General features: G+C 71.3%; 25 protein-coding genes and 1 pseudogene. 20 read left to right on the forward strand and 6 right to left on the reverse strand.

The features are described from left to right. Window positions 1–14 precede the first annotated feature (14 nt). Genes ACFYPG_RS20505 through ACFYPG_RS20515 form a run of 3 tightly spaced genes read right to left on the reverse strand, consistent with a single transcriptional unit; the run spans window position 15 to window position 2,467 of the window. A complete protein-coding gene (locus tag ACFYPG_RS20505; protein WP_355009177.1) occupies window positions 15–758 on the reverse strand; it encodes an amino acid ABC transporter ATP-binding protein in 744 nt (247 codons plus the stop codon). 3 nt (window positions 759–761) lie between these two features. Beyond that, complete coding sequence (locus ACFYPG_RS20510) at window positions 762–1,604, reverse strand: amino acid ABC transporter permease (RefSeq protein ID WP_355009176.1); 843 nt, start codon at window positions 1,602–1,604, stop codon at window positions 762–764. Then, on the reverse strand, window positions 1,604–2,467 hold the full coding sequence (locus ACFYPG_RS20515; RefSeq protein ID WP_355009175.1) for an ABC transporter substrate-binding protein: 864 nt from the start codon (window positions 2,465–2,467) through the stop codon (window positions 1,604–1,606). The genes ACFYPG_RS20510 and ACFYPG_RS20515 overlap by 1 nt, the downstream gene beginning before the upstream one ends. Before the next feature lie 133 nt (window positions 2,468–2,600). Between ACFYPG_RS20515 and ACFYPG_RS20520 the strand changes: the two genes are divergently transcribed. The 12 genes from ACFYPG_RS20520 (at window position 2,601) to ACFYPG_RS20575 (ending at window position 17,186) form a co-directional block, all read left to right on the forward strand. Next, the gene (locus tag ACFYPG_RS20520) at window positions 2,601–2,864 is read left to right on the forward strand and encodes a phosphoribosyl-ATP diphosphatase (RefSeq protein ID WP_030335709.1); all 264 of its coding nucleotides are present in this window, start codon (window positions 2,601–2,603) and stop codon (window positions 2,862–2,864) included. Window positions 2,865–2,913: 49 nt separating this feature from the next. Next, window positions 2,914–3,759, forward strand: coding sequence for an ATP phosphoribosyltransferase (hisG, locus tag ACFYPG_RS20525; protein WP_387353388.1), 846 nt, complete (start codon window positions 2,914–2,916; stop codon window positions 3,757–3,759). A 321-nt stretch (window positions 3,760–4,080) separates the two neighbouring features. Next, window positions 4,081–4,554 carry a PH domain-containing protein gene (locus ACFYPG_RS20530; protein WP_355009173.1) on the forward strand — a complete coding sequence of 158 codons (474 nt, stop codon included), beginning with the start codon at window positions 4,081–4,083 and terminating at the stop codon, window positions 4,552–4,554. Between the two features lie 785 nt (window positions 4,555–5,339). Continuing rightward, window positions 5,340–5,990 (forward strand): translation initiation factor IF-3, encoded by a 651-nt coding sequence (gene infC, locus ACFYPG_RS20535; RefSeq protein ID WP_088947485.1) that lies wholly within the window; start codon window positions 5,340–5,342, stop codon window positions 5,988–5,990. Between the two features lie 19 nt (window positions 5,991–6,009). Further along, window positions 6,010–6,204, forward strand: coding sequence for a 50S ribosomal protein L35 (rpmI, locus tag ACFYPG_RS20540; protein WP_007458415.1), 195 nt, complete (start codon window positions 6,010–6,012; stop codon window positions 6,202–6,204). Between the two features lie 31 nt (window positions 6,205–6,235). Continuing rightward, entirely contained in the window at window positions 6,236–6,628 is a 393-nt protein-coding gene (gene rplT / locus ACFYPG_RS20545; RefSeq protein WP_030488429.1) for a 50S ribosomal protein L20, read from the forward strand. An 83-nt stretch (window positions 6,629–6,711) separates the two neighbouring features. Next, window positions 6,712–7,509, forward strand: coding sequence for an RNA methyltransferase (locus ACFYPG_RS20550; protein WP_357201342.1), 798 nt, complete (start codon window positions 6,712–6,714; stop codon window positions 7,507–7,509). A gap of 219 nt (window positions 7,510–7,728) precedes the next feature. Next, on the forward strand, window positions 7,729–8,808 hold the full coding sequence (gene pheS, locus ACFYPG_RS20555; RefSeq protein WP_355009171.1) for a phenylalanine--tRNA ligase subunit alpha: 1,080 nt from the start codon (window positions 7,729–7,731) through the stop codon (window positions 8,806–8,808). Between the two features lie 40 nt (window positions 8,809–8,848). Next, a complete protein-coding gene (pheT, locus tag ACFYPG_RS20560) occupies window positions 8,849–11,431 on the forward strand; it encodes a phenylalanine--tRNA ligase subunit beta (RefSeq protein ID WP_355009170.1) in 2,583 nt (860 codons plus the stop codon). A 340-nt stretch (window positions 11,432–11,771) separates the two neighbouring features. Next, window positions 11,772–12,098 (forward strand): hypothetical protein, encoded by a 327-nt coding sequence (locus ACFYPG_RS20565; RefSeq protein WP_355009169.1) that lies wholly within the window; start codon window positions 11,772–11,774, stop codon window positions 12,096–12,098. 16 nt (window positions 12,099–12,114) lie between these two features. Beyond that, a complete protein-coding gene (locus ACFYPG_RS20570) occupies window positions 12,115–14,223 on the forward strand; it encodes an NB-ARC domain-containing protein (RefSeq protein WP_387353393.1) in 2,109 nt (702 codons plus the stop codon). Continuing rightward, the gene (locus ACFYPG_RS20575; RefSeq protein WP_387353394.1) at window positions 14,220–17,186 is read left to right on the forward strand and encodes a hypothetical protein; all 2,967 of its coding nucleotides are present in this window, start codon (window positions 14,220–14,222) and stop codon (window positions 17,184–17,186) included. The genes ACFYPG_RS20570 and ACFYPG_RS20575 overlap by 4 nt, the downstream gene beginning before the upstream one ends. 275 nt (window positions 17,187–17,461) lie before the next feature. On the opposite strand, the gene ACFYPG_RS20580 is transcribed toward ACFYPG_RS20575, so the two are convergent. After that, entirely contained in the window at window positions 17,462–18,070 is a 609-nt protein-coding gene (locus tag ACFYPG_RS20580) for a zinc-binding dehydrogenase (protein ID WP_387353396.1), read from the reverse strand. Continuing rightward, a complete protein-coding gene (locus tag ACFYPG_RS20585) occupies window positions 18,055–18,456 on the reverse strand; it encodes an alcohol dehydrogenase catalytic domain-containing protein (protein ID WP_387353398.1) in 402 nt (133 codons plus the stop codon). Before ACFYPG_RS20585 ends, ACFYPG_RS20580 begins: the two co-directional genes overlap by 16 nt. 239 nt (window positions 18,457–18,695) lie before the next feature. On the opposite strand from ACFYPG_RS20585, the gene ACFYPG_RS20590 reads away from it, so the two are divergent. Continuing rightward, window positions 18,696–19,391: a type 1 glutamine amidotransferase domain-containing protein gene (locus tag ACFYPG_RS20590; RefSeq protein WP_387353400.1), complete on the forward strand. Its 696-nt coding sequence runs from the start codon at window positions 18,696–18,698 to the stop codon at window positions 19,389–19,391. Window positions 19,392–19,401: 10 nt separating this feature from the next. On the opposite strand, the pseudogene ACFYPG_RS20595 reads toward ACFYPG_RS20590, so the two are convergent. Then, window positions 19,402–19,608, reverse strand: a pseudogene (locus ACFYPG_RS20595) (IS5/IS1182 family transposase); the annotation flags it as partial. Window positions 19,609–19,766: 158 nt separating this feature from the next. Here ACFYPG_RS20595 and argC point away from each other — a divergent pair. From argC to ACFYPG_RS20630, 7 genes are read left to right on the forward strand one after another with little or no spacing between them, the layout of a single operon-like run. Next, entirely contained in the window at window positions 19,767–20,768 is a 1,002-nt protein-coding gene (gene argC, locus ACFYPG_RS20600; RefSeq protein WP_387353402.1) for an N-acetyl-gamma-glutamyl-phosphate reductase, read from the forward strand. Further along, on the forward strand, window positions 20,765–21,937 hold the full coding sequence (argJ, locus tag ACFYPG_RS20605; RefSeq protein WP_387353404.1) for a bifunctional glutamate N-acetyltransferase/amino-acid acetyltransferase ArgJ: 1,173 nt from the start codon (window positions 20,765–20,767) through the stop codon (window positions 21,935–21,937). Before argC ends, argJ begins: the two co-directional genes overlap by 4 nt. A 55-nt stretch (window positions 21,938–21,992) precedes the next feature. Continuing rightward, window positions 21,993–22,898, forward strand: a complete 906-nt coding sequence (argB, locus tag ACFYPG_RS20610; protein WP_355009162.1) for an acetylglutamate kinase — start codon at window positions 21,993–21,995, stop codon at window positions 22,896–22,898. Next, window positions 22,895–24,124, forward strand: coding sequence for an acetylornithine transaminase (locus ACFYPG_RS20615; RefSeq protein WP_387353406.1), 1,230 nt, complete (start codon window positions 22,895–22,897; stop codon window positions 24,122–24,124). The genes argB and ACFYPG_RS20615 overlap by 4 nt, the downstream gene beginning before the upstream one ends. Then, window positions 24,121–25,074, forward strand: coding sequence for an ornithine carbamoyltransferase (argF, locus tag ACFYPG_RS20620; RefSeq protein WP_355009160.1), 954 nt, complete (start codon window positions 24,121–24,123; stop codon window positions 25,072–25,074). Before ACFYPG_RS20615 ends, argF begins: the two co-directional genes overlap by 4 nt. Next, window positions 25,071–25,586, forward strand: a complete 516-nt coding sequence (locus ACFYPG_RS20625) for an arginine repressor (protein ID WP_355009159.1) — start codon at window positions 25,071–25,073, stop codon at window positions 25,584–25,586. The genes argF and ACFYPG_RS20625 overlap by 4 nt, the downstream gene beginning before the upstream one ends. Then, entirely contained in the window at window positions 25,583–26,794 is a 1,212-nt protein-coding gene (locus ACFYPG_RS20630; RefSeq protein WP_355009158.1) for an argininosuccinate synthase, read from the forward strand. The genes ACFYPG_RS20625 and ACFYPG_RS20630 overlap by 4 nt, the downstream gene beginning before the upstream one ends. Window positions 26,795–26,829: the final 35 nt, after the last annotated feature.

Raw genomic sequence — 26,829 nt, forward strand, 5'->3', positions numbered from 1 at the left:
CTGAAGGCCCGCCTTCAGAGGCGGCCGGCCTCGATGATCCGGCGCAGGAACTGTCGGGTACGAGGCTGCGTCGGCTCGCCGAGCACCTGCTCGGGCGGCCCGCTCTCGACCACCCGGCCGGCGTCGAGGAAGCACACCTCGTCGGCGACGTCCCGGGCGAAGCCCATCTCGTGGGTGGCCAGCACCATTGTCATGCCGTCGGCCTTCAGGTCGCGGATCATCGCCAGCACCTCGCCGACCAGCTCCGGGTCGAGCGCGGAGGTGACCTCGTCGAGCAGCATCAGTCGAGGTGAGTTGGCCAGCGCCCGGACTATCGCCACCCGCTGTTGCTGCCCGCCGGAGAGCCGGTCCGGGTAGGCGTCCGCCTTGGCGGCGAGCCCCACCCGGTCGAGCAGCTCCCGGGCCTGCGCCTCGGCCTCCGCCCGGCCCCGCCCGTGTACGCGTCGCGGCGCGAGGGTGATGTTGTCCAACACGCTCAGGTGCGGAAAGAGGTTGTACGCCTGGAACACCATGCCGATCCGCCGCCGGACCCGGTCCGGGTCCACCCGGGGATCGGAGATGTCCTCCCCGTCCAACTCGATGGTGCCGTCGTCGAGCTCCTCCAGCAGGTTGACGCAGCGCAGCAGGGTCGACTTGCCGGACCCGGACGCGCCGATCAGGGCCACCACCTGATGCTCGGCGACGGTCAGGTCGAGTTGGTCGAGCACGGCGTGCCCGCCGAACTCCTTGCGCAGGCCCCGGCAGCGCAGCAACGCCATGGATCAGCCTCCCGACTGTCGGCGGGCCGCGCGCAGCGTCACCCAGTCGGTGACGGCGATCAGTGGGATTGCGAGCAGCACGAAGAGCACCCCCGCCACGATGTACGGCGTGTAGTTGAAGGTCTGGGCGGTGGCGATCTGCGCGGCGCGGACCGCGTCGATCGGCCCAGCCAGCGAGACCAGCCCGACGTCCTTCTGCAACGCCACCACGTCGTTGAGCAGGGGTGGCGCCACCCGGCGGACGGCCTGCGGCAGGACCACGTGCCGCATCGTCTGCCGGTGGGTCAGGCCCAACGAGCGGGCAGCGGCGAGTTGGCTGGGGTGGACCGACTCGATGCCGGCCCGAAACACCTCGGCGAGGTAGCCGCCATAGGTGAGGACCAACGCGATCCCACCCAGCACCAGCACCGGCGGCATGCCCTGCAACCGCAGCCCCGGCACGCCGAGGGTGAGCAGGTACAGCACGATGATCAGCGGTAGGCCGCGGAAGGTGTAGGTGTAGCCGGCGGCCAGCGCGCGGACCGGGAAGAAGACCGGCCCGCGCAGCGTCCGCAGCACGGCGAGCACCAGCCCGAGCAGCAGCGCGCCGACCGCACAGCAGACCAGCAGCCGTACGTTGAGCCAGAGCCCGCTCAGCACCGTCGGCAGCGCGTCGCGGGCGATCTCCGGATCCAGGAACGAGCGCCGGACCCGGTCCCAGCCCGGCGCCCCGGTCACCGCGAGCACCAGCAGCGTGCCGAGCGCCGCCGTCGAGGACGCCGCGACGAGCACGCTGTAGACGGTTTGCCGACGCCGGTACGCCGACCGCCGCAGCTGCGCCTCCGAGGGCACCCGATCCAGAAGCATCACCGCAGCTCGGCCGCCCCCGCCACCTGGGCGAGCCACTTCTGTTCCAGCTCCTTCAACGTCCCCGCGGTGGTGAGCTGACCGACCGCCCCGCTCACGCAGGAGGTCAGTGGGGAGTTCTTGTCCAGCAGCAACCCGAACGCCTCGGGCGTACCGACCTGCGGCACCTGCCCGACGATCACAGCGTCGGTGATCTCCGCACCGGTGATGTAGAAGGCGGTCGGAAGATCGACCACGAGACCGTCCAGCTGCCCGTTCTGAAGGGCCTTCTTGGCATCGTCGTTGCTGTTGTAGACCTGCGGCTTGGCGGCCGGCTTGATCACGTCGGTGATCGCCTGGTAGCTGGTGGTGCCCACCTGCGCGCCGAGCCGAGCGTCCCGCAGCTCGGCCAGCGACTTCCGGCCGGCGATCTTCGAGGACTTCAAGGCGATGACGGTCTGCCGCACCAGGTAGTACGGCGCGGAGAAGTCGACAGCCTGCTTGCGCTCGTCGGTGATGGAGAACTGGTTGATGTCGAAGTCGAAGTCCTTCGGCCCCGGCGCGATGGCGGTGTCGAACTTGACCCGCGTCCAGGTGACGTCGGCGCGGGCGTAGCCGAGCTTCTCGGCCACCGCGTACGCGACAGCGGATTCGAAGCCCTCACCGCTGTCCGGCTTGTCCTTGGCGAACCACGGCTCGTACGCGGGCTGGTCGGTGGCGATGGTCAGCTTGCCCGGCGTACGCGTGGGCAGGCTGTCCTTGGCGCAGGACGGCGCTGCGGTGACAGTGGGGGTCGGATCTTCGTCCTGTGGCGCGCACCCGGCGGTGGCTACGACGACGGCACCGGCGAAGGTGAGCGCGAGGAGACGTGAGCGGCTGGCCATGGCGGACAGCGTAGAGCTCCATGGGCATCGATCGACAATTGTCCCACCATGTTGGTAGGGAATTGTCCGCTTGCTGGATTTTGGCGGACCCGGACGCGGGGTGCCGCCGGGGTGGCTGGAAGAATCGTTTCCCGTGAAGACGTTCGAGGAGTTGTTCGCCGAGCTGCAGGCCAAGGCCGCCGCCGGCACCCCGGGCTCGGGCACCGTCGCCGCGCTGGACAAGGGCGTGCACTTCATCGGCAAGAAGGTCGTCGAGGAGGCGGCCGAGTCGTGGATGGCCGCCGAGCACGAGGGGCCGGAGCGCACCGCCGAGGAGATCTCCCAGCTGCTCTACCAGGTCCAGGTGCTGATGCTTGCCAGCGGTCTCGAGCTCAAGGACGTCTACCGACATCTGTGAGTGCCCCCACCCCTGTTGATCGCCAACCGGATCGAAGGAGCACTCCGTCATGCTGCGTGTCGCCATTCCCAACAAGGGCACCCTGGCCGAACCGGCCGCCCAGATGCTGCGCGAGGCAGGCTACCGCCAGCGCACCGACCCCAAGGACCTCGTCTGCCGGGACGAGGCCAACGACGTCGAATTCTTCTACCTGCGTCCGAAGGACATCGCCACCTACGTCGGCTCCGGTGACCTCGACCTCGGGATCACCGGCCGGGACCTGCTGATCGACTCGGCCGCGCCGGCCGAGGAGGTCGTCGACCTCGCCTTCGGCCGGGCCACCTTCCGCTTCGCCGCCCGCCCCGACGACATCGCCTCCGTGCAGGAGCTGGGCGGCCACCGCATCGCCACCGCGTACCCGGGTCTGGTCGAACGGCACCTCGGCGAGGTGGGCGTCAAGGCCGACGTGATCCGCCTCGACGGCGCGGTGGAGAACGCCGTACGCCTCGGCGTCGCCGACGTGATCGCGGACGTGGTGGAGACCGGCGCGACCCTGCGCCAGGCGGGCCTGGTGGTCTTCGGCGAGCCGCTGCTGCGCTCGTCGGCGGTGCTGGTCCGGCGTGCCGGCGCACCCGCGCACCCGCAGGCCGAGCAGTTGCTGCGCCGTCTGCACGGTGTGCTGGTGGCCCGCCGCTACGTGATGCTCGCCTACGACGTGCCGGCCGGTCTGCTGGACCGGGCCAGCGGGCTCACCCCGGGCATCGAGTCGCCCACCGTGTCGCCGCTGCACCGCGAGGGCTGGGTGGCGGTGCAGGCCATGGTGCTCCGCGACGACGTGCACCGCATCATGGACGAGCTCTACGAACTGGGCGCCCGCGCCATCCTCGTCACCAACATCCACGCCTGCCGCCTCTAACCCCCGCCCCCCGCGCCCCCGCCCCCGCCCCCGCCCCCGCCCCCGCCGCTCGCGTCGATCATGGAGTTATGGTGGCCGTTTCAGCCGCCTTCGCTCCTTACGTCCACCACCACAACTCCATGATCGACGCGGCGGCGGGTGTTCTGGGGCTGCTGGACGCGGAAGATCGTGCTCGATCATTGAAGTAGTGGCCTCGATCTCGACGGAGGCCACTGGATCCTGGATCGAGCACGATCTTGTTTGCTGGCCTTCGGTGGGCTCGGGGTGGTGGCTCGGCGGGTGGTGCGTTCGATGACCGAGCGCGGATGGCAGACTGGTGGGGTGAGTGAAACCGAACTGGTCCGCCTGAAGCCCCGCCGCATCCGGGTGGTCTGCTGGTCGGCGGCGGCCGCTCTGGTGGTGGTGTTCGCTCTGGTCGCTACCTCGCTGAGTGGCCCGACCGGCGATGGTTACGGCAGCTTCCAGCGCGGCGACCAGATCGCCATGATCGGTCTGGGCATCTTCGGTGCGCTCGGCTTCCTGCTGTTCACCCGTCCTCGGGTGGAGGCCGACGCCCGGAGCATTCGGGTCCGTAACGTCATCAGCTCCTACGAGCTGCCCTGGGAGGTTGTCCGGGGCGTCCGCTTCGACCGGGGCGCGCCGTGGGCCAGCCTGGAGCTGCACGATGACGACCTGCTGCCGATGGTCGCGTTGCAGGCCGCCGACAAGGAGCTGGCCGTCGACGGGGTCCGCGCGCTGCGCCGGCTGCACGAGGCCCACCAGGTCCGCCTCGCCGAACGCGCCGTCGGCCGCTGACCCTGGCGACACCGCCCACGCCGGTTGGCGGCCGAACCCCTACGCCGGTTGGCGGCCGAACCCCTACGCCGGTTGGCGGCCGAACCCCTACGCCGGTTGGCGGCCGAACCCCCCCACGCCGGTTGGGCGGCCGAACCGCCCACGCCGGTCGGCGGCCGAACCGCCGCTGCCGCTTCGCGGCTGGAACCGCCCGCCGTCGACCTCGCGTCGCCGCCCAGCGGCCAGGCCTGCCGCGCACCCCTCGCCAAGATCTGGACAACCTCCCTGAAACTGCTGCCTCCCGGCGCCCTGAGGCAGCAGTTTCAGGGAACGTGCGCGGATCTTGAAGCGGCGCCAGGGCGCGCCAGGGCGGGCGGCCAGGGGCGCAAGGCGGGACGGGGCGGCGCCAATGCGGTGCCGGGCGCGCGCCAGGGCGGCGCGGCGGCGCGGCGCAATGGTCGGCCGCGCCCGTGACTGGCCGCAGGTCGTGCCCGGTTTGGGGGTCGCCGGGGTGCCGGTGTAGTGTTGTCGAGTCGACCAGGCTGTCTCCGCGTGCGAGCAGGCAGCCTTGAAAGCGGAGCGCCTGCTCCCACCCGAGTCGCCGCTACGGTGGCCGGGTCCGGTCACCGGTTCCGGGCATGTCCCGGTGCCGGATGCGCGATCCTTGTGATCGTGCTGACCGGTCGAGCGGGCCCTGGCATGCGCCGGGGCCTTCTGCTTTTCGGGTCGGTTCCCTCCCGGGAGCCGCAGGGGTCGGCGACAGAGCAGAAACGACTCGAGGAGGCCCCATCAGCGTCGAACCACGCGTGAACGAGCAGATCCGGGCACGTGAGGTCCGACTGGTCGGCCCAGAGGGTGAGCAGGTGGGCATCGTCCCGCTGGAGCGCGCTCTTCAGCTGGCCGCGGACGTCGATCTGGACCTGGTCGAGGTTGCGCCGATGGCGCGCCCGCCGGTGTGCAAGCTCATGGACTTCGGCAAGTTCAAGTACGAGAGCGCACTCAAGGCGCGCGAAGCGCGGCGTAATCAGCAGCAGACCGTCATCAAGGAAATGAAGCTTCGGCCGAAGATCGACCCGCACGACTACGAGACCAAGAAGGGTCACGTGGTGCGGTTCCTCAAGGCGGGCGACAAGGTCAAGGTGACGATCATGTTCCGCGGTCGCGAGCAGAGTCGTCCGGAGCTGGGTTACCGGCTTCTGCGTCGACTCGAATCCGAGATCACGGAACTGGGATACGTCGAGGCCGCTCCGAAGCAGGACGGCCGAAACATGATCATGGTTCTCGCTCCGCATCGGGCCGTCAAGGCCTCCGCGGTCGCCGCTACGGCGTCTCGCGGTGGACCTCGGGACCGGGCAGGGGACGAGTCCGCCGCTCCGGAAGCCGATGAGACCGCAGCGGTCGGCGAGACCGCAGCAGCCGGTGACACCGGCCTCGCCGCCGACACCAGCGGCGAGTAACAGGGGAGAGACGTTCCACATGCCGAAGATGAAGAGCCACACGGGTATGGGTAAGCGGGTCAAGGTGACCGGCAAGGGCAAGATCGTTGCCCAGCAGGCCGGCCTCCGTCACAACCTGGAGAAGAAGCCCTCCACCCAGACCCGCCGGCTGACCGGCACGGTCGTGCTGGCCAAGGCCGACGTCAAGCGCATCAAGAAGCTGCTCGGCCGCTGACGCGCGCCACCTTACGTAATTAGGAGTTGAGATGGCACGCGTCAAGCGGGCTGTAAACGCCCAGAAGAAGCGTCGTACCCTGCTGGAGTCCGCGAGTGGTTACCGCGGTCAGCGCTCCCGCCTGTACCGCAAGGCCAAGGAGCAGGTGCTGCACTCGATGCAGTACGCCTACCGGGACCGTCGCGACCGCAAGGGCGACTTCCGGCAGCTGTGGATTCAGCGGATCAACGCGGGCGCCCGGGCCAACGGGATGACCTACAACCGTCTGATCCAGGGCCTGCGTCTGGCCGGCATCGAGGTCGACCGCAAGATCCTGGCCGACATGGCTGTCAACGACGCCGCCTCTTTCGCGGCGATCGTCGAGCTGGCCCGGGCTGCGGTCACGGCCGAGGGCACCGGCGGCGCGGCGGCTCAGGCCGCCTGATCCCCACGCACCAGAGCGAGGCGTCTCCCGTGTCGGCACCGCCGTTCGGGGGGCGCCTCAATCGTGCCGGAGGAGCGCACACCATGGCTTTCACCCCGCGTACCCCAAGGGTTGTCGCCGCCCGCCGCCTGCAACGCCGCCGGGACCGCGACGCCACCGGCCGTTTCCTGGCCGAGGGCCCGCAGGCGGTCCGCGAGGCCCTCGCGCGGCCGGAGGTGGTCACCGAACTGTTCGGTACGACCACCGCGCTCGACCGGTACCCGGAGTTGGCCGCCACGGCGGCCCGCGCCGACGTGCCGGTCTCCGAGGTGACCGACGACGCCCTCGCGGCGCTGACCGAGACCGTCGCCCCACAGGGGCTGGTGGCCGTCTGCCGGCACCTGGACGTCTCACTGGAACAGGCCCTCGCGGGTGCGCCCCGGCTGGTGGCGGTGCTCGCCGAGATCCGCGACCCGGGCAACGCCGGCACGGTGCTGCGCACCGCCGACGCGGCCGGTGCGGGTGCGGTGATCTTCGCCGGGGACGCCGTCGACCCGTACAACGGCAAGTGTGTGCGAGCCTCGGCCGGCAGCCTCTTCCACGTCGACGTGGTGCGCGCCCCCGACCCGGTCGCGGTGGTCGGCGCGCTGCGCGCCGCCGGGCTGTCGATCTTCGCCACCACCGGGTACGGCGACAACGACCTGGACGACCTGACCGACTACGGTCGGCTCGTCGGGCCCACCGCCTGGCTGTTCGGTTCCGAGGCGCACGGGCTGCCCGAGGAGTTGACCACCGCCGCCGACACCACTGTGCGGGTGCCGCTGTACGGGCGCGCGGAGAGCCTCAACCTGGCTGCCGCCGCGGCGGTCTGCCTGTACGCTTCAGCGAGAGCACAGCGCTGAGGGTGAACGCCTGTGGCGCGACTGACAGCAGGGGAGAGCGTCCGTCCATGAACGCGACACGGCGTTCGTTTAGCCAGCCCGCCGGTGTCGGCGGGCGGCGGGCCTGACCTGCTCCCTGCGCAACTCCTACCGGCGGGCTGCGGCACAGCCGCGCGTCCGTAGACTCGCCTAGCCGCCCCGGTGAGGGCTGGCGCCGCCGTGAGGGAGTGCCCGTACGCCATGAGCTACCGCAACGATCCGTACGACCCGAAGCAGGTCGCCCTGCTCGACCCCGCCGCCCTGGCCGAGGCCGTGGCGGACGCCACGAAGGCGTTCGAGGCCGCCGCCGACCCGGACGCGCTGACCGCGCTGCGCTCGGTGCACCTGGGTGACCGGTCACCGGTCTCCCTCGCGCGTCGGGAGATCGGCGCGCTGCCGCCGGCCGCGAAGTCCGACGCCGGCAAGCGGGTCAATGAGGCCCGCCGGGCGATCGAGTCCGCGTACGCCGAGCGCGCCGAGGTGGTGGAGCGCGAGCAGGCCGAGCGGGTGCTGGTCGAGGAGCGGGTGGACGTCACACTGCCCTACGACCGGCGTCCGCGTGGCGCCCGGCACCCGTTGAGCACCCTGATGGAGTCGATCAGCGACCTCTTCGTCGGGATGGGCTACGAGGTGGCCGAGGGGCCTGAGGTCGACCTGGAGTGGGTCAACTTCGACGCGTTGAACATCCCCGCCGACCACCCGGCGCGCGGGTTGATGGACACCTTCCACATCGCATCCCCTGATGGCTCCGCGGGCTCCGGCCTTGTTCTACGAACGCACACCTCGACGGTGCAGACCCGCACGATGCTCAGCCGCAAGCCGCCGATCTACGTGATCGTGCCGGGTCGCGTCTACCGCACGGACGAGATCGACGCCACCCACAGCCCGGTGTTCCACCAGGCCGAGGGTCTGGTGGTCGACAAGGGCATCACGATGGCCCACCTGCGGGGCACGCTGGACCACTTCGCCCGGGCGATGTTCGGCCCGGAGGCGAAGACCCGTTGGCGGCCGCACTACTTCCCGTTCACGGAGCCGTCGGCGGAGTTCGACGTGTGGTTCCCGGAGCACCGCGACGGCCCGCAGTGGGTCGAGTGGGGTGGCTGCGGCATGGTCAACCCACGGGTGCTGCGCGCCTGCGGCGTCGACCCGGAGGTCTACTCCGGATTCGCCTTCGGCATGGGCATCGACCGGACCCTGATGGTCCGGCACGGGGTCAGCGACATCCGCCATCTCTTCGAGGGCGACGTGCGGTTCAGCCGCGCGCTCGGGACCGGGGCGTAGGCGATGCGGGTACGAGACACGGGAACGGTGGTCTGAAGTCATGCGAGTTTCTGTCAGTTGGCTGCGGGAGTACGTCGACCTCCCCGCCGACCTGCCCACCGGTGACCTGGAGCAGGCCCTGGTCGACCTCGGTATCGAGGTCGAGTCCGTGGTGGACCTTCGCGAGAGCGTCACCGGGCAGCTCGTCGTCGGCGAGGTGCGCGAGATCGAGGAGCTGACCGGCTTCAAGAAGCCGATCCGGTTCTGCCGGGTGGACGTGGGCGCCGCCAACGGCACCGGCGAGCCGCAGGAGATCGTCTGCGGGGCGCGCAACTTCGCCGTCGGTGACCGGGTGGTGGTGATCCTGCCCGGTGGTGTGCTGCCCGGCGGGTTCGCGATCGGCGCCCGTAAGACGTACGGGCACAACTCGGCCGGCATGATCTGCTCCGCCAAGGAGCTGGGCCTGGGCGACGACCACTCGGGCATCATCGTGCTCCCGCCGGACGGCGCGGCCAAGCCGGGCGACGACGCGCGGCCCGTCGTCGGCCTCGACGACGTCGTGTTCGAGCTGGAGATCACCCCGGACCGGGGGTACGCGCTGAGCCTGCGCGGCCTGGCCCGGGAGCTGTCGCACGCGTTCGACCTGCCGCTGCGTGATCCTGCCCTGGTGCCCGCCCCGGCCGGCACCGAGACGCCGGCGTACCCGGTGGAGGTCCGCGACACGGTCGGCTGCGACCGGTTCACCGCCCGCCTGGTGCGGGGCGTCGACCCGGGCGCGCCCACGCCGTCGTGGATGGCCCAGCGGCTCGTGACGGCCGGCATCCGCAGCATCTCGCTGCCGGTCGACATCACCAACTACGTGATGTTGGAGCTGGGCCAGCCGATGCACGCCTTCGACGCCGACCGGATCGCCGGGCCGCTGGTGGTCCGTCGCGCCGAGGCGGGGGAGAAGCTGACCACCCTGGACGGTGTCAGCCGGGTGCTCACCGCCGACGACATGGTGATTTGCGACGCTGGGCTGCCCAACGCCCTCGCAGGCGAGGGCGCCGGCGTCCCGATCTCCCTCGCCGCGGTGATGGGCGGTGAGACCAGCGAGGTCGTCACGGGGGTCACCACCACTGTGCTCTTCGAGGCGGCGCACTGGGACCCGGCGATGGTCGGGCGTACCGCCCGTCGGCACAAGCTGTTCAGCGAGGCCGCGAAGCGCTGGGAGCGGGGCGTCGACCCGGCCGTGCCGCTGGTCGCGCTGGAGCGTGCCGTGCGGCTGCTCACCGAGCACGGCGGTGGCACCCCGAGCGTGGAGATCCTGGACATCGACCACGTCCGGCCGCGTACCCCGATCAGTCTTCCGGCGGACCTGCCGACCCGGCGGGTCGGTGTCGAGTACCCGCCGGCGCGGGTGGTCGCCCTGCTGGAGCAGGTGGGCTGCACTGTCGCGCAGGGCGCGGACCGGTTGTCCGAGGACCCGGGCGCGGTCCGCGCGGCCAGCGGCGTCGGGACGGTGCTGAGCGTCACCCCGCCGACCTGGCGGCCCGACCTGACCGACCCGGCCGACCTGGTCGAGGAGGTGGTCCGCCTCGACGGGTACGACCGGGTGCCGTCGGTGCTGCCGACCGCGCCTGCGGGGCGCGGTCTGACCCCGCGGCAGCGTCGCCGCCGGGCGGTCGCCGGGTCGCTGGCCGAGCGGGGGTACGTGGAGGTGCTCGCGCACCCGTTCGTGTCGCCGGAGCTGGCTGACCAGCTCGGCCTGCCGGCCGACGACAGTCGTCGGCCCGCGGTGCGGCTGGCCAACCCACTGTCCGAAGAGGAGCCGCTGCTGCGCACCACGCTGCTCGGCCCGCTGCTCGGCATCCTCAAGCGCAACCTCGGCCGGGGTCACCGCGACCTCGCTCTCTACGAGATCGGTGCGGTCTTCCACCCGCGCGTCGGCGCCGGCAGCCCGCCGGCGATGGGCGTGGACCGTCGCCCCACCGACGAGGAGTTCGCAGCCGCCGACGCCGTGGTGCCGGCGCAACCGGTGCACGTCGCGGTGGTGCTCTCCGGTGACCTGGACCCGGCCGGCTGGTGGGGTGCGGGTCGCCCGGCCGGCTGGGCGGACGCGATCGAGGCGGCCCGTGACGTGCTGGCCGCCGCCGGGATCCCCGACGAGCGGGTCGAGGTGTGTGCCGCCGAGTACGCCCCGTGGCACCCGGGTCGCTGCGCCGAGCTGCGGGTCGACGGCTCGGTCGTCGGACACGCCGGGGAGTTGCACCCGGTGGTGGTAGCGGCGCTGGAGCTGCCCCGCCGCACCAGCGCGATGGAGCTGAACCTCGACACGCTGCCGCCGACCCCGGTGACGCCGGCGCCGACGGTTTCCGGCTTCCCGCCAGCGTTGATCGACGTGGCTCTGGTGGTGGACGAGTCGGTGCCGGCGGAGCAGGTGCGCCGGGCGCTGGAGGCGGGCGCCGGTGAGCTGCTGGAGGACGTGCGGCTGTTCGACGTGTACTCCGGCGCGCAGCTCGGTGCCGGCCGCCGGTCGCTGGCGTACAAGCTGACCTTCCGGGCACCGGACCGGACGCTCACCGTCGAGGAGGCGGTCGCGGCACGGGACGCGGCGGTCGCCGTCGCGGCGGAGCGCCTCGGCGCCACCCTTCGCGGCGCCTGACGCGACTCACGACGGCCCCGGTACCCCGCAGCGGGTAGCGGGGCCGTCGTCGTGTCGCCGCCGGCTCCGCCGTGTCGGGCTTCCGACACGCCGCGCCAGCCTTCGCCGCCGGCGATGGCGTCCCCTGGCAGGTAGCGGTGGCTGGGCACCAGGCATCCGTCGCCAATGGCATGTGTCTACGTCGATACGAGACGGCGTTCGGGTGGCCGGCGGAGGGCTCGGCGTCGACGTCGCCGACCGTCTCACGAGCCTTTCCGAGGTCGACACGAATCGGTAGCCTTGCCTGGCGAAGGGGTGAGCGCCGACGCCTGTCGCAGGCCTTCAGGTCAAGGAGCAGCGCATGATCGAGGCAATTGTCGCCGGGGCGCTCGTCAAGATTGCCGAGGGGTCCGGGGCGGCTCTCGTCGACATGATCCGGCGGCGATTCGTCCGCGGGGACGAGCCGGCGGGGATGCTCGAATCCCTGGACCGGGTCACGCGGGGCGACGCCTCGGCGGACGACATGGCTCAGCTCCGTGCGCTTCTGGCCCGTCTCGCGGCCGAGGATCCGGAGTTTCTGCGGGAGCTCCGGCAGGGCGCGACGCCGGCTGGCAGCACGAACGTGGTGGCCTCCAGCAACGTGGGCAAGCTGGTGCAGGCCCAGCGCGTCGGCGACATCACGATGTAGCCGGAAGGTGACCGACATGGAGCCCGCCTCCGGAAGCTCGTCGCACAACGTCGCCGAGGGCCTGTTGGCGCACCAGGTCCTCCAGGTGGGCACCTCCGGCGCGATCTACGTCGAACAGCCGCGCACTGCCGCGCGCGTGCCCGAGCCGCCGCACATGCTCCCGGGTGGCATCGGGAGGATCGTCGGCAGGCACCACCTGCTGCACGAGATGGACGAGGCGATGACGACGCCGGGCTCGCGCTGCTGCATGCTCTGGGGGTTGGCCGGCTCGGGAAAGACGACTCTCGCGGTCGCCTGGGCCAGCTCGCGCATCGCCGAATATCCCGACGGGCAGTTCTTCGTCGACATGCGCGCGTACTCCGGCACACCGCGCATCGAGGCCCGGGACGCCCTGCGTAGCTTCCTGGCCACGCTGGGGATCAACCGGTCGGACCTTCCTGACGACGAGGCGGAGTGGGGCGGCGTCTTCCGCGCTGTCACCGCCGGCCGGCGCTGCCTCGTCATCGTGGACAACGTCGGTTCCTACGAGCAGGTTCGGGACCTGGTGCCGGGCTTCGGGTCGGTGTTGGTGGTCACCAGCCGCCGGGCGATCCCCGAGATGAGCGTTCGTCACGACGCCCGGGTCCTCAAACTTCCGTTGCTGACCCTCGACGAGGGGGTGGAGCTCATCGCCGAACGTGTGGGTTTCGTCCGCGTCGAAAGGGAGCAGGCAGCCGCCCGGCGCATCGTGCAGCTTCTGGAGGGGCATCCGTTGGCGCTGGCAATCGTCTCGGCGAAGCTCGCCATCCAGACCACCTGGACGATCGACGACGCCGCGAGGGGAATCGAGGAGGAGCAGAGCCCACTTCGCTTCCTCGACGACGCCGGTCTGGGTATCGAGGTCGGACGCGTCATCTCCTGGTCACTGGACGACCTCGACGTGGCGACGACGAAGGTCCTCTACGTCGCGTCCATGCTGCCCAGCAACGAATGCTCGGTCGAGGTGCTGTGCCTCGTCCTCGACCAGCCCAGGCGGGTGTGTGACCGCAGTCTTCAAGCCCTGTGCCTGGCGTCTCTGATCGACGAGATCAGCCCTGGCCGTTACCGCTTCCACGACCTGATGAAGGCCTATCTCGCGGAGACGCTCGGGCAGGTGCTGGACGCCGCCGAGCAGGAGCTGACCGCGCGCCGCATCCGCACCGTGTATCTGGCGTTGAGCTACGCCGCCGATCGCGCCATCGATCCGCACCGGGATTCCCTGCCGGTGGACCAGGAGCTGCTGGCGGTCGCCGGATCGGTCAGCCTCACCGTGGCGCAGGCCCTCTCCTGGTTCGAGTCCATCACCGCCTCCATGACCTACCTGATCGAACAGGCCCGGGCCGACCACGACTTCGCCTTCATCACCCGGTTCGCGCGGGCGGTCAACACGTTCCTCTACTGGCGACAGGACGTCACGAGAACCCTGTCCGTCCAGCGGGAGGCTGTCGCCGCTGCGGCCGCCGGTGACCCGGCAATGGAGGCGCTGTCCCGACGCGCACTGGGACGGGCCCTGGCGGACATCGGCCAGCTTGAGCCGGCGAAGGAGCAGCTGCGCGCCTCGATGGCGCTGGACGCGGCGTCCGGCGACGATTCGGGTCGGGCGTCGTCGCATCACGCCATGGCCGAGCTCTGCCTCCGGTCGGGTGACCACCGGGAGGCGCTCCGCTGGGGGTTGCGCGCGGCCCGGGAATCGAGAAGCGGCAACAACGTCGTCCGCGAGGCCCGGGGTCTGTACGACGCGGCCCGAGCCCTGAACGAGGCCGGCCACCATTCGTGGGCCCGGGGGCTCGGCCTGCGCAGCCTCGCCATGTGCGAGGAGCGCGGCAACGACTACGGCCGGGCTCTGGCCCTGCGTCTGCTCGGCGCGACCGGCCTGCGGTCGGGCGAGGTCGAAGAGGGCTGCACCTGGTTGGAGCGGGCCTGGCGGGTGGAGGAGTCCCTCGGCAACTTCCGTTCCGTCCGGACGATCCTGGGCCAGCTCGAGCAGGCGTACGGTCAGTGCGGGAACGCGAGCGCCGTGGAAGAGGTCCAACGGGCACTGGCCCGCCTGGAGCACTACCCGGATCTCACCCAGTCGACGTTGGTGGTCGGGAGTCCGGCGACATGAGTCCTCGGTACGCGCCGCTCGTCCCGGCTGACGAGCTGGCCAGCCCCGCGTCCTATCGGCAACTGCGGCGGGAGCGGGAAGCCACGAGGTTCCGCCGCGACATCGAAGCAATGGTCGACAGAGCCTGCCGGGCGGAGGCGGACGGCCCGCTCCTGCGGAACACCTTCACGTCGCTGAGCGGGAACCTCGCGGCCGAGGGTGCCCTCAGCTTCGCCGGGCTCGTCCCACCCGAGCGTTTCGACAGCGCGCGGCGGGTGTACGACTCGGCGATCGACACCAGGGGCAGCCGTGGCTCGCTGCACAACTACCTGAACGTCGCGGATGCGGGCTCCCTGGTCGAGCACCCCGACTTCCGGGAGGCGTTCTCCCATCCGCTGCTGGTCGCGCTCGTCGCGCACGCCCTCGGCGGGCCCGTGAAGATCATCGACTTGCGGGCCAAGGACACGCAGCCACTCGACGTCGTGGCGCGGGACAACACCCTGCACGTCGACAACAGCCCCTTCATGGACGAGTTCAAGGTGATCGTCACCTGGACGATGGGCACCGGTCGAGGGCCCTCGGGGCAGGGGCTCACCTACCTGCCCCGCACGAATCGGCTCCTGCGGCAGTGCTACGTGGACGACGACGGCACCGTGTGGAGCGACGAGGACAGCTGCATCTTTCCCTCGCAGACCCGGGTGGACGAGGCGCTCGCCGCCCAGGCCCGTTTCTTCGACGACGGCCTCCCGCGAGTCGTCCATCTTGAGGACATCCCGGCACCGTGTCACACGATCTTCGCCGCGAGTCGGCTGGTCCATCACCGGTACCGTACGTCCGCCGGCGGGCCACGTAGCGCGATCATGGCGGCGTTCCACCGGACCGACGAGGGCACCGGCTTCCTCGGCGCCAATGACCTTCCGGGGTCGGCTCTCGACCGGTTCCTGTTGGCGACCGGGGAAGGGCGTTCCTTCCTGGAGCTTCTCGCCGACGAGATGCCGCGGGTCGTCGCGGCGCTCGCGGCCGCCGCGTCCCGGCCCGGTTTCGTCGTCGACCCGGACCGGCATCTCCTGCGCGACGAGGGTTTCCGTGCCTGGTACGAGCGGCAGAGCGCGGGCGTCTCCCTCGACCGACTGCGCCGCGCCACGCTGGCCTCGGCCGTCGAGGACGACACGCCCGTCGTGCAGCGCCTCGTTCTGCGCATGCAGTACGACCTGCAGGGCGCTCTCAACATGCCGCTCTACACCGACCTGCGGGAGGAGGTGCGGAAGCGGGCGCGGATCGTGATCCGGGAGATGACGCCGGAGCACATCCGGGACATCGTCACGCGGCACGACCTCGGTGCGCTCCTGCGCGCGGAGTCCGCGGCGCCGCGCCGGCCGGTCAGTGAACTCGCCGATGAGCTGCACAGCGCGCTGGTCGCTCTGCGGCAGCTCCTGTCGACGGCGGTCGCGTCCCGGCCCGCCGGCCCGGTCTGGGGTTCGACCGACGGGAACGCGGCCGCGCTGTCCCTGCGACGCTTCATCGTCGATCTGTGCGTCGCGGCCGCTGACATCGCCGACGACGCGTCTCTGGCCACCGGGTGTGTGTTCGGTGCCCTCGCCTCCGTGCTGGCCGACGACCTTTTCGACCTGGGCGCTCCGGGCCGCGAGATCACCGGCGAGTTGTTCGGGATGTACATCCGGTTGGCGGCCCCCTCGCTGGGCGAACGATGCCCGGCACATCCGGAGAAGGAGAAGCTGGCCACCTATCTCGAATCCGTGAACGAGGAGAGGCAGACCGCCAAGCTGGCGTCCGAGGTCTGGTTTCAGGCCGCTTCCGCCGAGGTGACCGCGCGCAACGACGATTTCGTTCGCACGCTGCTGCGGCGTGTGTTGCCGCCGGGGCGACCCTCGCCGGAGTCCGGCGATCTCGGCGCGCTGCTGGCGGATCCCGCCGCGCTCAGCGCGTACTACTGGGAGCGGGTCGTGGCCGGGAAGTCGGTGGCGGTGCGCTTCGGCGCTGCCGATCTCGACACCCTCGACGGCTACTTCGGGCTGACGGCCGGCCGGAGCCTGCCGGACGCTGTCGCTCGGCTACGCGAGGAGACCACCCCGGGCTCGCCGGCCGCGCACCTGCTCCGGGGCATCGAGCGGCTCGCGTCACGACGGGGCCAGTCTCACGCCGAGGCGTGCCGGGATGTCATGAGCCGCTTGTCGACGCACTGGCCGGACCTTGCCCGACGGTGTCGGGGCGGCCCGGACGCCGCACCGCTGCCGGCCGAGCGCATCCTCTCGACGCTTGACGACGCGTTCGGCGTCGCGGGCGAGGAGGGCCGGCGCTCGCGCCGGTCGTCGCCGGGCGTCCCCGCGCCGGGGGCGGGGTCGGCCGAGGTGTTGTTGACGACCGCCGAGGCGCGGGAGCTGGCTCGCGTGTACATGCTCGCCCGGCTCTGTTTCAGCGCTGAGGAGTTCCGGATCGCGCAGCTGCTGGCCGGCGATCCGCGGGTCCGGTACGCCGTCCTCGCCACCCATCTGTACCTGGTCTCCGAGGTGTCGCGGTCGGCGGCGGAACTGGTCGAGGGCTGGGGCACGGCGAAGGTCCTGCTGCCCTTCACCGAGGCCTTCGTCAACGTCTCGGGCTACTCGTCGTCCGTCGTCGATCTCGCGCCGAACCCGAAACTGATCACGGTCATCAGCAACAACCTGTTGCCGGCCGTGGCCGGCGAGTTGCTGAGGCGGGACGCCACCGTCGACGAGGTGGATGCGGACATTCTGGCCACAGGTGTCCAGGCAGCCGTACAACGAGGGGTCTTCGACGTCACCATCGGCCTGTTCAACCAGGCCGACCGGCCGGACGTGGTGTCCCTGTCCGGCCTCAACCGGCGGGTCTGCCCGGCGGTCCGGCCGTTCGGCGCGTTCTGTCGGCGTTGGCTGCCGTACTTCTTCGACCGTCATCCCAGCGCTTCGAAGCGAGCGGGTACGCCGGGGCTGAACTGCTGCGCTTGATCGCCGGCCACTCGGAGTTCGACCTGGTCGCCGCGGCCGCACGGGCACAGGCCGGACGCTCCTCGTCGAGGAGGCGGTCACGGCACGGGACGCAGCGATCGCCGCCGCGGCGGAGCGCCTCGGGTCAGCCTGCGCGGCGCGAAACTGGACCGGCTCGTCCCCGCGGTGGCCAGACGGCCGTCATGCAAGGCGACTGCGACGGCATGCAGCTCGCCCTACCGCGCGACGAGGGTGCGCAGCGTGGCGCGTGCCCGAGGCGCGGGAAGCGGCGGGGTTCAGGTGGTGAGCACGATTCGGAACCGGGCCTGCCCGGCCATCATCCGGTCGTAGGCGGGCCCGGCCTGGTCCAGGGAGGTGGTCTCCACGATCGGCCGCACCCCGGTCAGGACGGCGAACCGTAGCGTGTCCTCGCTGTCCTTGGCCGTGCCGGAGGCGTGCCCGCCGACGGTCCGGCTGCTCAGGATGAGGTCGGGTGCGGAGATCTCCATGGGCGCGACCGGGACGCCGACCACGACGAGCTGACCGCGGGTACGCAGACCCCCGACGACCGCCGTCGTGGCCGCCGCGTCGGTGACCGTGGAGAGCACCGCCTTGGCGCCGCCGAGGCGGGTCAATCCGGCGGCGACGTCCTCCCGGGTGCTGTCGATGTAGTGGTGGGCGCCGAGCTGGCGGGCGAAGTCGCCCTTCTCCGCGCCGCGGGCGATGGCGACCACCTCGAAGCCCATCTTGGCGGCGAACTGGACGCCGAGGTGTCCGAGGCCACCCAGGCCGACGATGCCCACCACGTCGCCGGGTCGGGCGCCGCTCTCGCGGAGGCCGTGGAAGCAGGTGACTCCGGCGCACATCAGCGGCGCCGCCTCGACGTCGCTCAGCTCGTCGGGCACGGCGGCCAGCGCGTCGGCGCGAGCACGTAGTCGGCGTACCCGCCGTCCCTGGTGAGTCCGGTGACCCAGCGCTGCACGCAGGAGATGAAGTCGCCCTCCCGACACGGCGTACAGACGAAGCAGGCGCCGCCGAACCAGCCGATCCCGACCCGCTGGCCCACCGCCCACTGCGACACGCCGGTGCCGACCGCCTCGACCGTGCCGGCCACCTCGTGCCCCGGCACCCGCGGGTAGGCACTGGCCAGGCCGCCCTTGGCCATCGCGTCGCTGTGGCAGATGCCGCAGGCCGCTACCCGGACCAGCACCTGCCAGTGTCCGGGCTGCGGAACCTCCCGTTCGACGAGTTCGAAGTCTCCTCCAGCCGTGGCCACCTGAACCGCTCGCACCGTCGTCCTCCTCGCCGCAGCCGTCGATCGCTGTCAACCGCTCCGGACATACCCTGCCATAGCCGGACCAAACCGGCGCGCAGTGGGATCCGCTGGCACGCTGCCCAGGGCGGTCCAGCGGACCGGGCGGGAAGCCACCGCGGAGCGGCCAGACGCGTTCATCGGGGCGGATGCGTGTCGACGCTGAGAATGGTTACTCCCATCCAGCAGGCCAAATGGGATGAGGAGGCGATTGGGCGATGGCGAAAGTCCTGTTCATAGTGAGCGGAGCGACGTACTGGGTGCTCAAGGACGGCAGCAGGTATGCGACCGGCTATTGGGCCGAGGAGTTCGCAAACCCGTACAAGTTGCTCACCGACGCCGGCCACGAGGTCGTGGTCGCGACGCCGGGCGGGACCACCCCGAACGTCGACATGATGAGCCTGCGCCCCTCGATGGTGGGCGGCGAGCAGGCAGCCCTCGATCTGGAAGCGATCATCCGGGATGCGGAGGTCATGCGGCGGCCGCTCAAGCTGTCCGACGTCCGCCTGGAGGACTACGACGCGGTCTACCTGCCCGGCGGGCACGGCCCGATGTCCGACCTCGCGTTCGACGCCGACGCGGGCCGGCTGCTGACCGCCCAGCTCGAATCGGGCAACCCGCTGGCGATCGTCTGCCATGCGCCCGCAGCCATGCTGGCCACCAGGATCCACGGCGTTTCGCCCTTCAAGGGCTACAAGGTCACCGGCTTCACGAATGAGGAGGAGGAGGCCGTCGGGCTGGCCCCCAGGGTGACGTGGCTGCTGGAGACGGACCTGAAGGAGAAAGTCGGCGTCCAGTACAGCCGCGGCCCGATCTGGGAGCCGTACATGGTGGAGGACCGCAACCTGGTCACTGGACAGAATCCGCACTCCGCCGCAGTTTTGGGAAATCGGCTGCTGGAGATCCTCAAGTAACGGATCGGGCTTCGTAGTCGCGGACGAGTCGGCGGTGGTGCATGAGCCAGCCGAGGGTGCGTTCGACGACCGATCGGCGTTTGACCACGCTGAAGCCCTTGACCCGCGGGTCTTTGGTGATGATCTCGACGTCGACGCCGAGGTGGGCGCCGTGTTCGACGACGCGGTTCTTGAATCCGGCGTCGACCCAGGTCTTGGCCAGGATGGTTACATAGGACCCGCGAGGAGCCGCCGGCCACGTCCGCGCCCACCCGAGCGGGCCGGGCCGGGTGGGCCGCTGGAATAGAGGCACATTACCATGCAGCCTGCTGTATTAAGTTGCAGTGGGCAGTGGGCCGCTGTTAACCTTCGCTGCATAGTCATGCGGAGGTGAGTATGGGGATCCGAGTCGCGGTCGCCGGAGCGAGCGGGTACGCCGGGGGCGAGCTGCTGCGCCTGATCGCCGGGCACCCGGAGTTCGACCTGGTCGCCGCCACCGCGCACAGCCAGGCCGGGCACCGCGTCGACGTGGTGCACCCGCAGCTCACCGGGCTCGACCTGGTGCTGGGCGAGACCGATCCGGCGATCCTGGCCGATGCGGACCTGGTGTTCCTCGCCCTGCCGCACGGCCAGTCGGCGGCTCTCGCGGCCCAGCTCCCAGCCGAGGTGCGGATCGTCGACCTGGGTGCCGACCACCGGCTGGCCGACCCGTACGCCTGGGCGCAGTACTACGGCGGCACGCACGCCGGGCAGTGGACCTACGGCCTGCCCGAGTTGCCCGGTCAGCGGGAGCTGATCGCCGGCTCCACCCGGGTGGCGAACACCGGTTGCTACGCCGCCGCGATCACTTTGGCGCTCGCGCCGCTGATCGCCGACGGCGCGGCCAACCCCGCCGACGTGGTGGTGGTCGCCGCCTCCGGCACCTCCGGCGCCGGCCGGGCCGCCAAGGCGCACCTGTTGGCCAGCGAGGTGATGGGCGACCTGTCGCCGTACCGGGTGGGCACCCACCAGCACGTCCCGGAAATCAAGCAGGCCACCGGCGCGACCGGGCTGTCGTTCACCCCGGTCCTGGCGCCGATGCCGCGCGGCATCCTGGCCACCGTCACCGCGGCGCCGGCGCGCGGCGTTGACCCGCAGGAGGTGCTGGCCCGGGCGTACGCGGACGCGTCGTTCGTGCACGTGCTGCCGGAGGGCCGGTGGCCGCACACGGCCGCGACCCTCGGCTCCAACTCGTGTCACCTGCAGGCCACCGTCGACGTCGACTCGGGTCGTCTGATCGTGGTCAGCGCGTTGGACAACCTGGGCAAGGGCGCGGCCGGTCAGGCCGTGCAGAACGCCAACCTGATGCTTGGCCTGCCGGAGACGACGGGCCTGTCGATCTGGGGGGTCACCCCTTGAGTGTCACCGCCCCTCGGGGGTTCCGGGCGGCCGGTGTGGCCGCCGGCCTCAAGACCGGCGGCGGCGCGGACGTGGCCCTGGTGGTCAACGACGGCCCGGACGCCGGTGTCGCCGGTGTCTTCACCACCAACCGGGTCAGGGCCGCGCCGGTGCTCTGGACCCAGCAGGTCGTGCAGGGCGGTGTGGTCCGCGCCGTGGTGCTCAACTCCGGTGGCGCCAACGCCTGCACCGGTCCGGCCGGCTTCCAGGACACGCACGCCACCGCCGAGCACACCGCCGCCGCGCTGACCTCGGTCAGCCCTCGGTTGATCCTCGGCGCCGGTGATGTGGCGGTCTGCTCGACCGGCCTCATCGGTGAGCGGCTGCCGATGCCGAAGCTGCTGCCGGGCGTCCGCTCGGCGATCCGTCGGCTGTCCCGCGACGGTGGCCCGGCCGCCGCCGAGGCGATCATGACCACGGACACCCGGCCGAAGACCATTGTGACCCGGGGGAGCGGCTGGACGGTCGGCGGCATGGCCAAGGGCGCGGGGATGCTCGCGCCCGGGATGGCCACCATGCTCTGCGTGTTGACCACCGACGCGGTGGCCGGTCCGGCGACGTTGGACGAGGCGTTGCGGGCGGCCACCCGGGTCAGCTTCGACCGGGTCGACTCCGACGGCTGCATGTCCACCAACGACACGGTGCTGTTGCTGGCCAGCGGTGCGAGCGGCATCGAGCCGACGCCGGGCGAGCTGGCCGCCGCCGTCACCGCGGCCTGTCACGACCTGGCCCAGCAGTTGGTGGCCGACGCCGAGGGCGCCACCAAGCAGATCACCATCGACGTGGTCGGCGCGGCGGACGAGGACGAGGCGGTCGAGGTGGGCCGTGCGGTGGCCCGTAACAACCTGGTCAAGACGGCGTTGTTCGGCAACGACCCGAACTGGGGTCGGATCCTCGCCGCCGTCGGCACCACCGCTGCCGCGTTCGAGCCGGACGAGGTGGACGTGGCGGTCAACGGGGTGTGGGTGTGCCGGGGCGGCGCCGCCGCCGAGGACCGCTCGAAGGTCGACCTGGCCGGGCGGGACGTGACCATCCGGATCGACCTGCACGCGGGTACGTCGGCCGCCACGATCTGGACCAACGATTTGTCCCACGCGTACGTCCACGAGAACTCGGCGTACTCCACGTGAGCGCGAGGAACGCGGCGCAGCGGAGTGCCGTAGTCGCGAACGAAAGGCCGGTGCGGTGAGCCTGAGCAGCGATCTGGCTCGTGCCCAGGTCAAGGCGGAGACGTTGATCGAGGCGTTGCCCTGGTTGGCGCGCTTCACCGGCTCGACGGTCGTGGTCAAGTACGGCGGCAACGCGATGACCGATCCGGAGTTGCAGCGGGCGTTCGCGGCCGACATGGTCTTCCTGCGCTACGCCGGCCTGAAGCCGGTGGTGGTGCACGGCGGCGGTCCGCAGATCTCCGCCATGCTGGGTCGCCTCGGCATCGCCAGCGAGTTCCGGGGTGGTCTGCGGGTGACCACCGCCGAGGCGATGGACGTGGTCCGGATGGTGCTGGTCGGTCAGGTGGGCCGGGAGCTGGTGGGTCTGATCAACTCGCACGGCCCGTACGCCGTCGGCCTCTCCGGCGAGGACGCCCGGCTGTTCACAGCGGTGCGGCGTCCGGCGTACGTGGATGGGGTGCCGGTCGACGTGGGTCAGGTCGGGGACGTCGAGTCGGTCGACGTGTCCGCGGTGACCGACCTGATCGAGGCGGGTCGGATTCCGGTGATCTCCACGGTGGCGCCGGACGTGGAGGGGGTGCTGCACAACCTCAACGCGGACACCGCCGCCGCCGCGCTGGCCATTGCGTTGCGGGCCCGCAAGCTGGTCGTGCTCACCGACGTGGCCGGCCTGTACGCGGACTGGCCGGACACCAGCAGCCTGGTCTCCGAGATCGCCGCGGACGATCTGGCGAAGCTGCTGCCCAGCCTGGAGTCGGGCATGGTGCCGAAGATGGAGGCGTGCCTGCGAGCGGTGCGTGGGGGAGTGCCCGCCGCGCACGTCGTCGACGGCCGGGTGGCGCACTCCACGTTGCTTGAGGTGTTCACCTCGGAAGGGTTCGGAACGATGGTGGTGCCGGGAGACGGGACGGACGCGACATGAGCACGTTGGCGCAGCGGTGGAAGCAGTCCATGATGGACAACTACGGCACGCCGCCGATGGCGTTGGTCTCCGGTCAGGGCGCCGTCGTGGTCGACGACGCGGGCCGGGAGTACCTGGACCTGGTGGGTGGTATCGCGGTCAACGCCCTCGGTCACGCCCACCCGGCGGTGGTGGCGGCGGTGTCGAAGCAGGTCGCGACCCTTGGGCACGTCTCCAACCTCTATGTGGCCGAGCCGCCGGTGGCCCTCGCCGAACTGCTGTTGGCGCTCGCCGGCCGACCGGGCCGGGTGTTCTTCGCCAACTCGGGCGCGGAGGCGAACGAGGCGGCGTTCAAGCTCTCCCGGCGCACCGGCCGCACCCAGGTGGTGGCCACCAGGGGCGGCTTCCACGGCCGCACCATGGGCGCCCTCGCGCTGACCGGTCAACCGGCCAAGGCCGACCCGTTCCGGCCGCTGCCCGGCGAGGTGACCCACGTCGACTACGGCGATGTCGCCGCCCTCGAAGCGGCCGTCTCCGAGGCGACCGCCATGGTGATCCTGGAACCGATCCAGGGGGAGAACGGCGTGCTGGTCCCGCCGGCCGGCTACCTCGCCGAGGCCCGGCGGATCACCGCCCGGCACGGCGCGCTGCTGGTCCTCGACGAGGTGCAGACCGGTGTCGGGCGTACCGGGCACTGGTTCGCGCACCAGGCCGAGGGTGTGGAACCGGACGTGGTCACCCTGGCCAAGGGGCTGGGGGGCGGTCTGCCCATCGGTGCGACGCTGGCCTTCGGCCCCGCCGCGGACCTGCTCACGCCCGGGTCGCACGGCACCACGTTCGGTGGCAACCCGGTCAGTTGCGCGGCGGCGCTCGCCGTGGTGGCGACCATTGCCAACGAGGGCCTGCTCGACAACGTCAAGCGGGTCGGCGAGCGGTTGCGGCGCGGCATCGAGGCGCTGGGCCACCCGCTGATCGGCGAGGTACGCGGGTCCGGGCTGCTGCTCGGTGTGGCGCTCACCGCGCCGGTGTCGTCGGTGCTGGCCGAGGCGCTGCGGGAAGCCGGCTTCCTGGTCAACCCGGTGCAGCCGGGTGTGATCCGGCTGGCCCCACCGCTGATCCTCACCGCCGCCCAGGCGGACACCTTCCTCGCGGCGCTGCCCGCAGCACTGGACGCGACCGCCCCGGCCGCTGCCGGCGCGCAGACCGCACCAGCCACACTGACCACCACGACGGGGACGACTCGATGACCCGGCACTTCCTGCGCGACGACGACCTCTCGCCGGCCGAACAGTCCGCTGTCCTCGACTTGGCGGCGGGCATGAAGGCGGACCGGTTCGGCCACCGGCCGCTGGTCGGCCCCCGCTCGGTGGCGGTGCTCTTCGACAAGCAGAGCCTGCGGACCAGGATCTCGTTCGACGCCGGGATCGCCGAGCTGGGCGGGCACCCTCTGGTGGTGGACACGCAGGTCACCCACTTCGGTCGCGGGGAGTCGCTCGCCGACGCGGGGCGGGTGCTGTCCCGCTACGTCGCGGCGATCGTGCTGCGGACCCATGGTGACGAGCGGATCGCCGAGGTTGCTGCGGGCGCGACCGTGCCGGTGGTCAACGCGCTCACCGACGGTTTCCACCCGTGCCAGCTGCTGGCCGACCTGCTCACCATCCGGGAGCGGTGCGGTGGCACGGCCGGGCGCACCCTGGCGTACGTGGGGGACGGCGCGAACAACATGGCGCAGTCGTACCTGCTGGCCGGGGCGACGGCCGGGATGCACGTGCGGATCGCCGGCCCAGCCGGGTTCGCGCCGGACGAGGCGGTGGTGCGACGGGCCGCTGAGATCGCCGCGGAGACCGGCGGGTCGGTGCGGGTGCTGACCGACCCGGCCCAGGCGGTACGCGACGCCGACGTGCTGGCCACCGACACCTGGACCTCGATGGGGCAGGAGTCCGACGGGTTGGACCGGATCACCCCGTTCCTGCCGTACCAGGTCAACAAGGAGCTGCTCGGTCAGGCCGCACCGGACGCGATCGTGCTGCACTGCCTGCCCGCACACCGCGGTGAGGAGATCACCGACGACGTGCTCGACGGCCCGCAGAGCGCGGTCTTCGACCAGGCGGAGAACCGGCTGCACGCCCAGAAGGCGCTGCTGACGTTCCTGCTGGAACCTCCGACCGGCGATGCCGCCACCGGAGGGCCGCGATGACCGCGCCGCTAACTCGCGCGGCCCGGCACGCCCGGATCGTGGAGCTGATCCGCGACCGGCCGATCCGTTCGCAGACCGAGCTGGCGGACCTGCTCGCCGCCGACGGCGTCGGCGTCACCCAGGCCACCCTCTCGCGGGACCTGGAGGAGTTGGGCGCGGTCAAGGTGCGCGGCGGCGACGGTCCGGCCGTCTACCTGATCCCCGAGGACGGGCAGCGGCCGTTGCGCGACGCCGAGGCCGCGCCGGCCCGGTTGGTACGGCTGCTGCGCGAACTTCTCAACGGGGTCGACTCCAGCGGCAACATCGCCGTGCTGCGGACACCGCCGGGCGCAGCCCAGTACCTGGCCAGCGCGTTGGACCGGGCGGGCCTGCCCGAGATCGTCGGCACCATCGCCGGCGACGACACCATCCTCGTCGTGGCCCGTGAGGCCGTCGGCGGGGCCGCGCTCGGAGACAAGCTCGCCGGTTGGGCCCGCCGGGACGACACCGCTGAAGGGAACACCACGTCATGACCGAGCGGGTCGTGCTCGCGTACTCCGGCGGGTTGGACACCTCCGTCGCCATTCCGTACCTGTCGGAGCAGACCGGCGCCGAGGTGATCGCGGTCGCTGTCGACGTCGGGCAGGGCGGTGAGGATCTCGACGCCATCCGGCAGCGTGCCCTGGACTGCGGCGCCGCCGAGTCCGAGGTGGTGGACGCGCGCGACGAGTTCGCCGCCGACTACTGCCTGCCGGCGATCCGGGCCAACGCGCTCTACATGGACCGCTACCCACTGGTGTCGGCGCTGTCCCGGCCGCTGATCGTCAAGCATCTGGTGGCGGCGGCGCGCACGCACGGCGGCACCATCGTGTCGCACGGCTGCACCGGCAAGGGCAACGACCAGGTCCGGTTCGAGGTGGGCCTGAACGCGCTCGCCCCCGACCTGAAGATCATCGCGCCGGCCCGGGACTTCGCCTGGACCCGGGACAAGGCGATCGCCTTCGCCGAGGAGAAGGGGCTGCCGATCGACGTGTCGGCCAGGTCGCCGTACTCCATCGACCAGAACCTGTGGGGTCGCGCGGTGGAGACCGGCTTCCTGGAGGACATCTGGAACGCCCCCGTCGAGGACCTCTACTCGTACACCTCCGACCCGACCCAGGAGCGCGACCCCGACGAGGTCGTGATCACCTTCGACGGCGGTGTGCCGGTGGCGATCGACGGTGAGACGGTCACCCCGTACCAGGCGATCCTGGAGCTCAACCGGCGCGCCGGCGCCCAGGGCGTGGGCCGGCTCGACATGGTCGAGGACCGCCTGGTCGGCATCAAGAGCCGCGAGGTGTACGAGGCGCCCGGCGCGATCGCCCTGATCACCGCCCACCAGGAGCTGGAGGCGGTGACCGTCGAGCGGGACCTGGCCCGGTTCAAGAAGGGCGTCGATCAGCGCTGGGGCGAACTCGTCTACGACGGTCTGTGGTTCTCGCCGCTGAAGGCGTCGCTGGACGCGTTCATCGACGACGCGCAGCGGCACGTGAGCGGCGAGGTGCGGATGATCCTGCACGGCGGCCGGGCCACTGTGACCGGCCGGCGCTCCGAGGCGAGCCTCTACGACTTCCAGATGGCCACCTACGACACCGGCGACACCTTCGACCAGTCCCTGGCGAAGGGCTTCGTGCAGCTGTGGGGGCTGCCGAGCCGGATGGCCGCGGCTCGGGACGCCCGGTTGGGTAGTGGCGGACAGTGACACGTGTGAGCGCGAAGACTGATCAAACGCGGCAA

This window comes from Micromonospora sp. NPDC005553 (assembly GCF_042871765.1).
In the GTDB taxonomy this organism is placed as follows: domain Bacteria; phylum Actinomycetota; class Actinomycetes; order Mycobacteriales; family Micromonosporaceae; genus Micromonospora.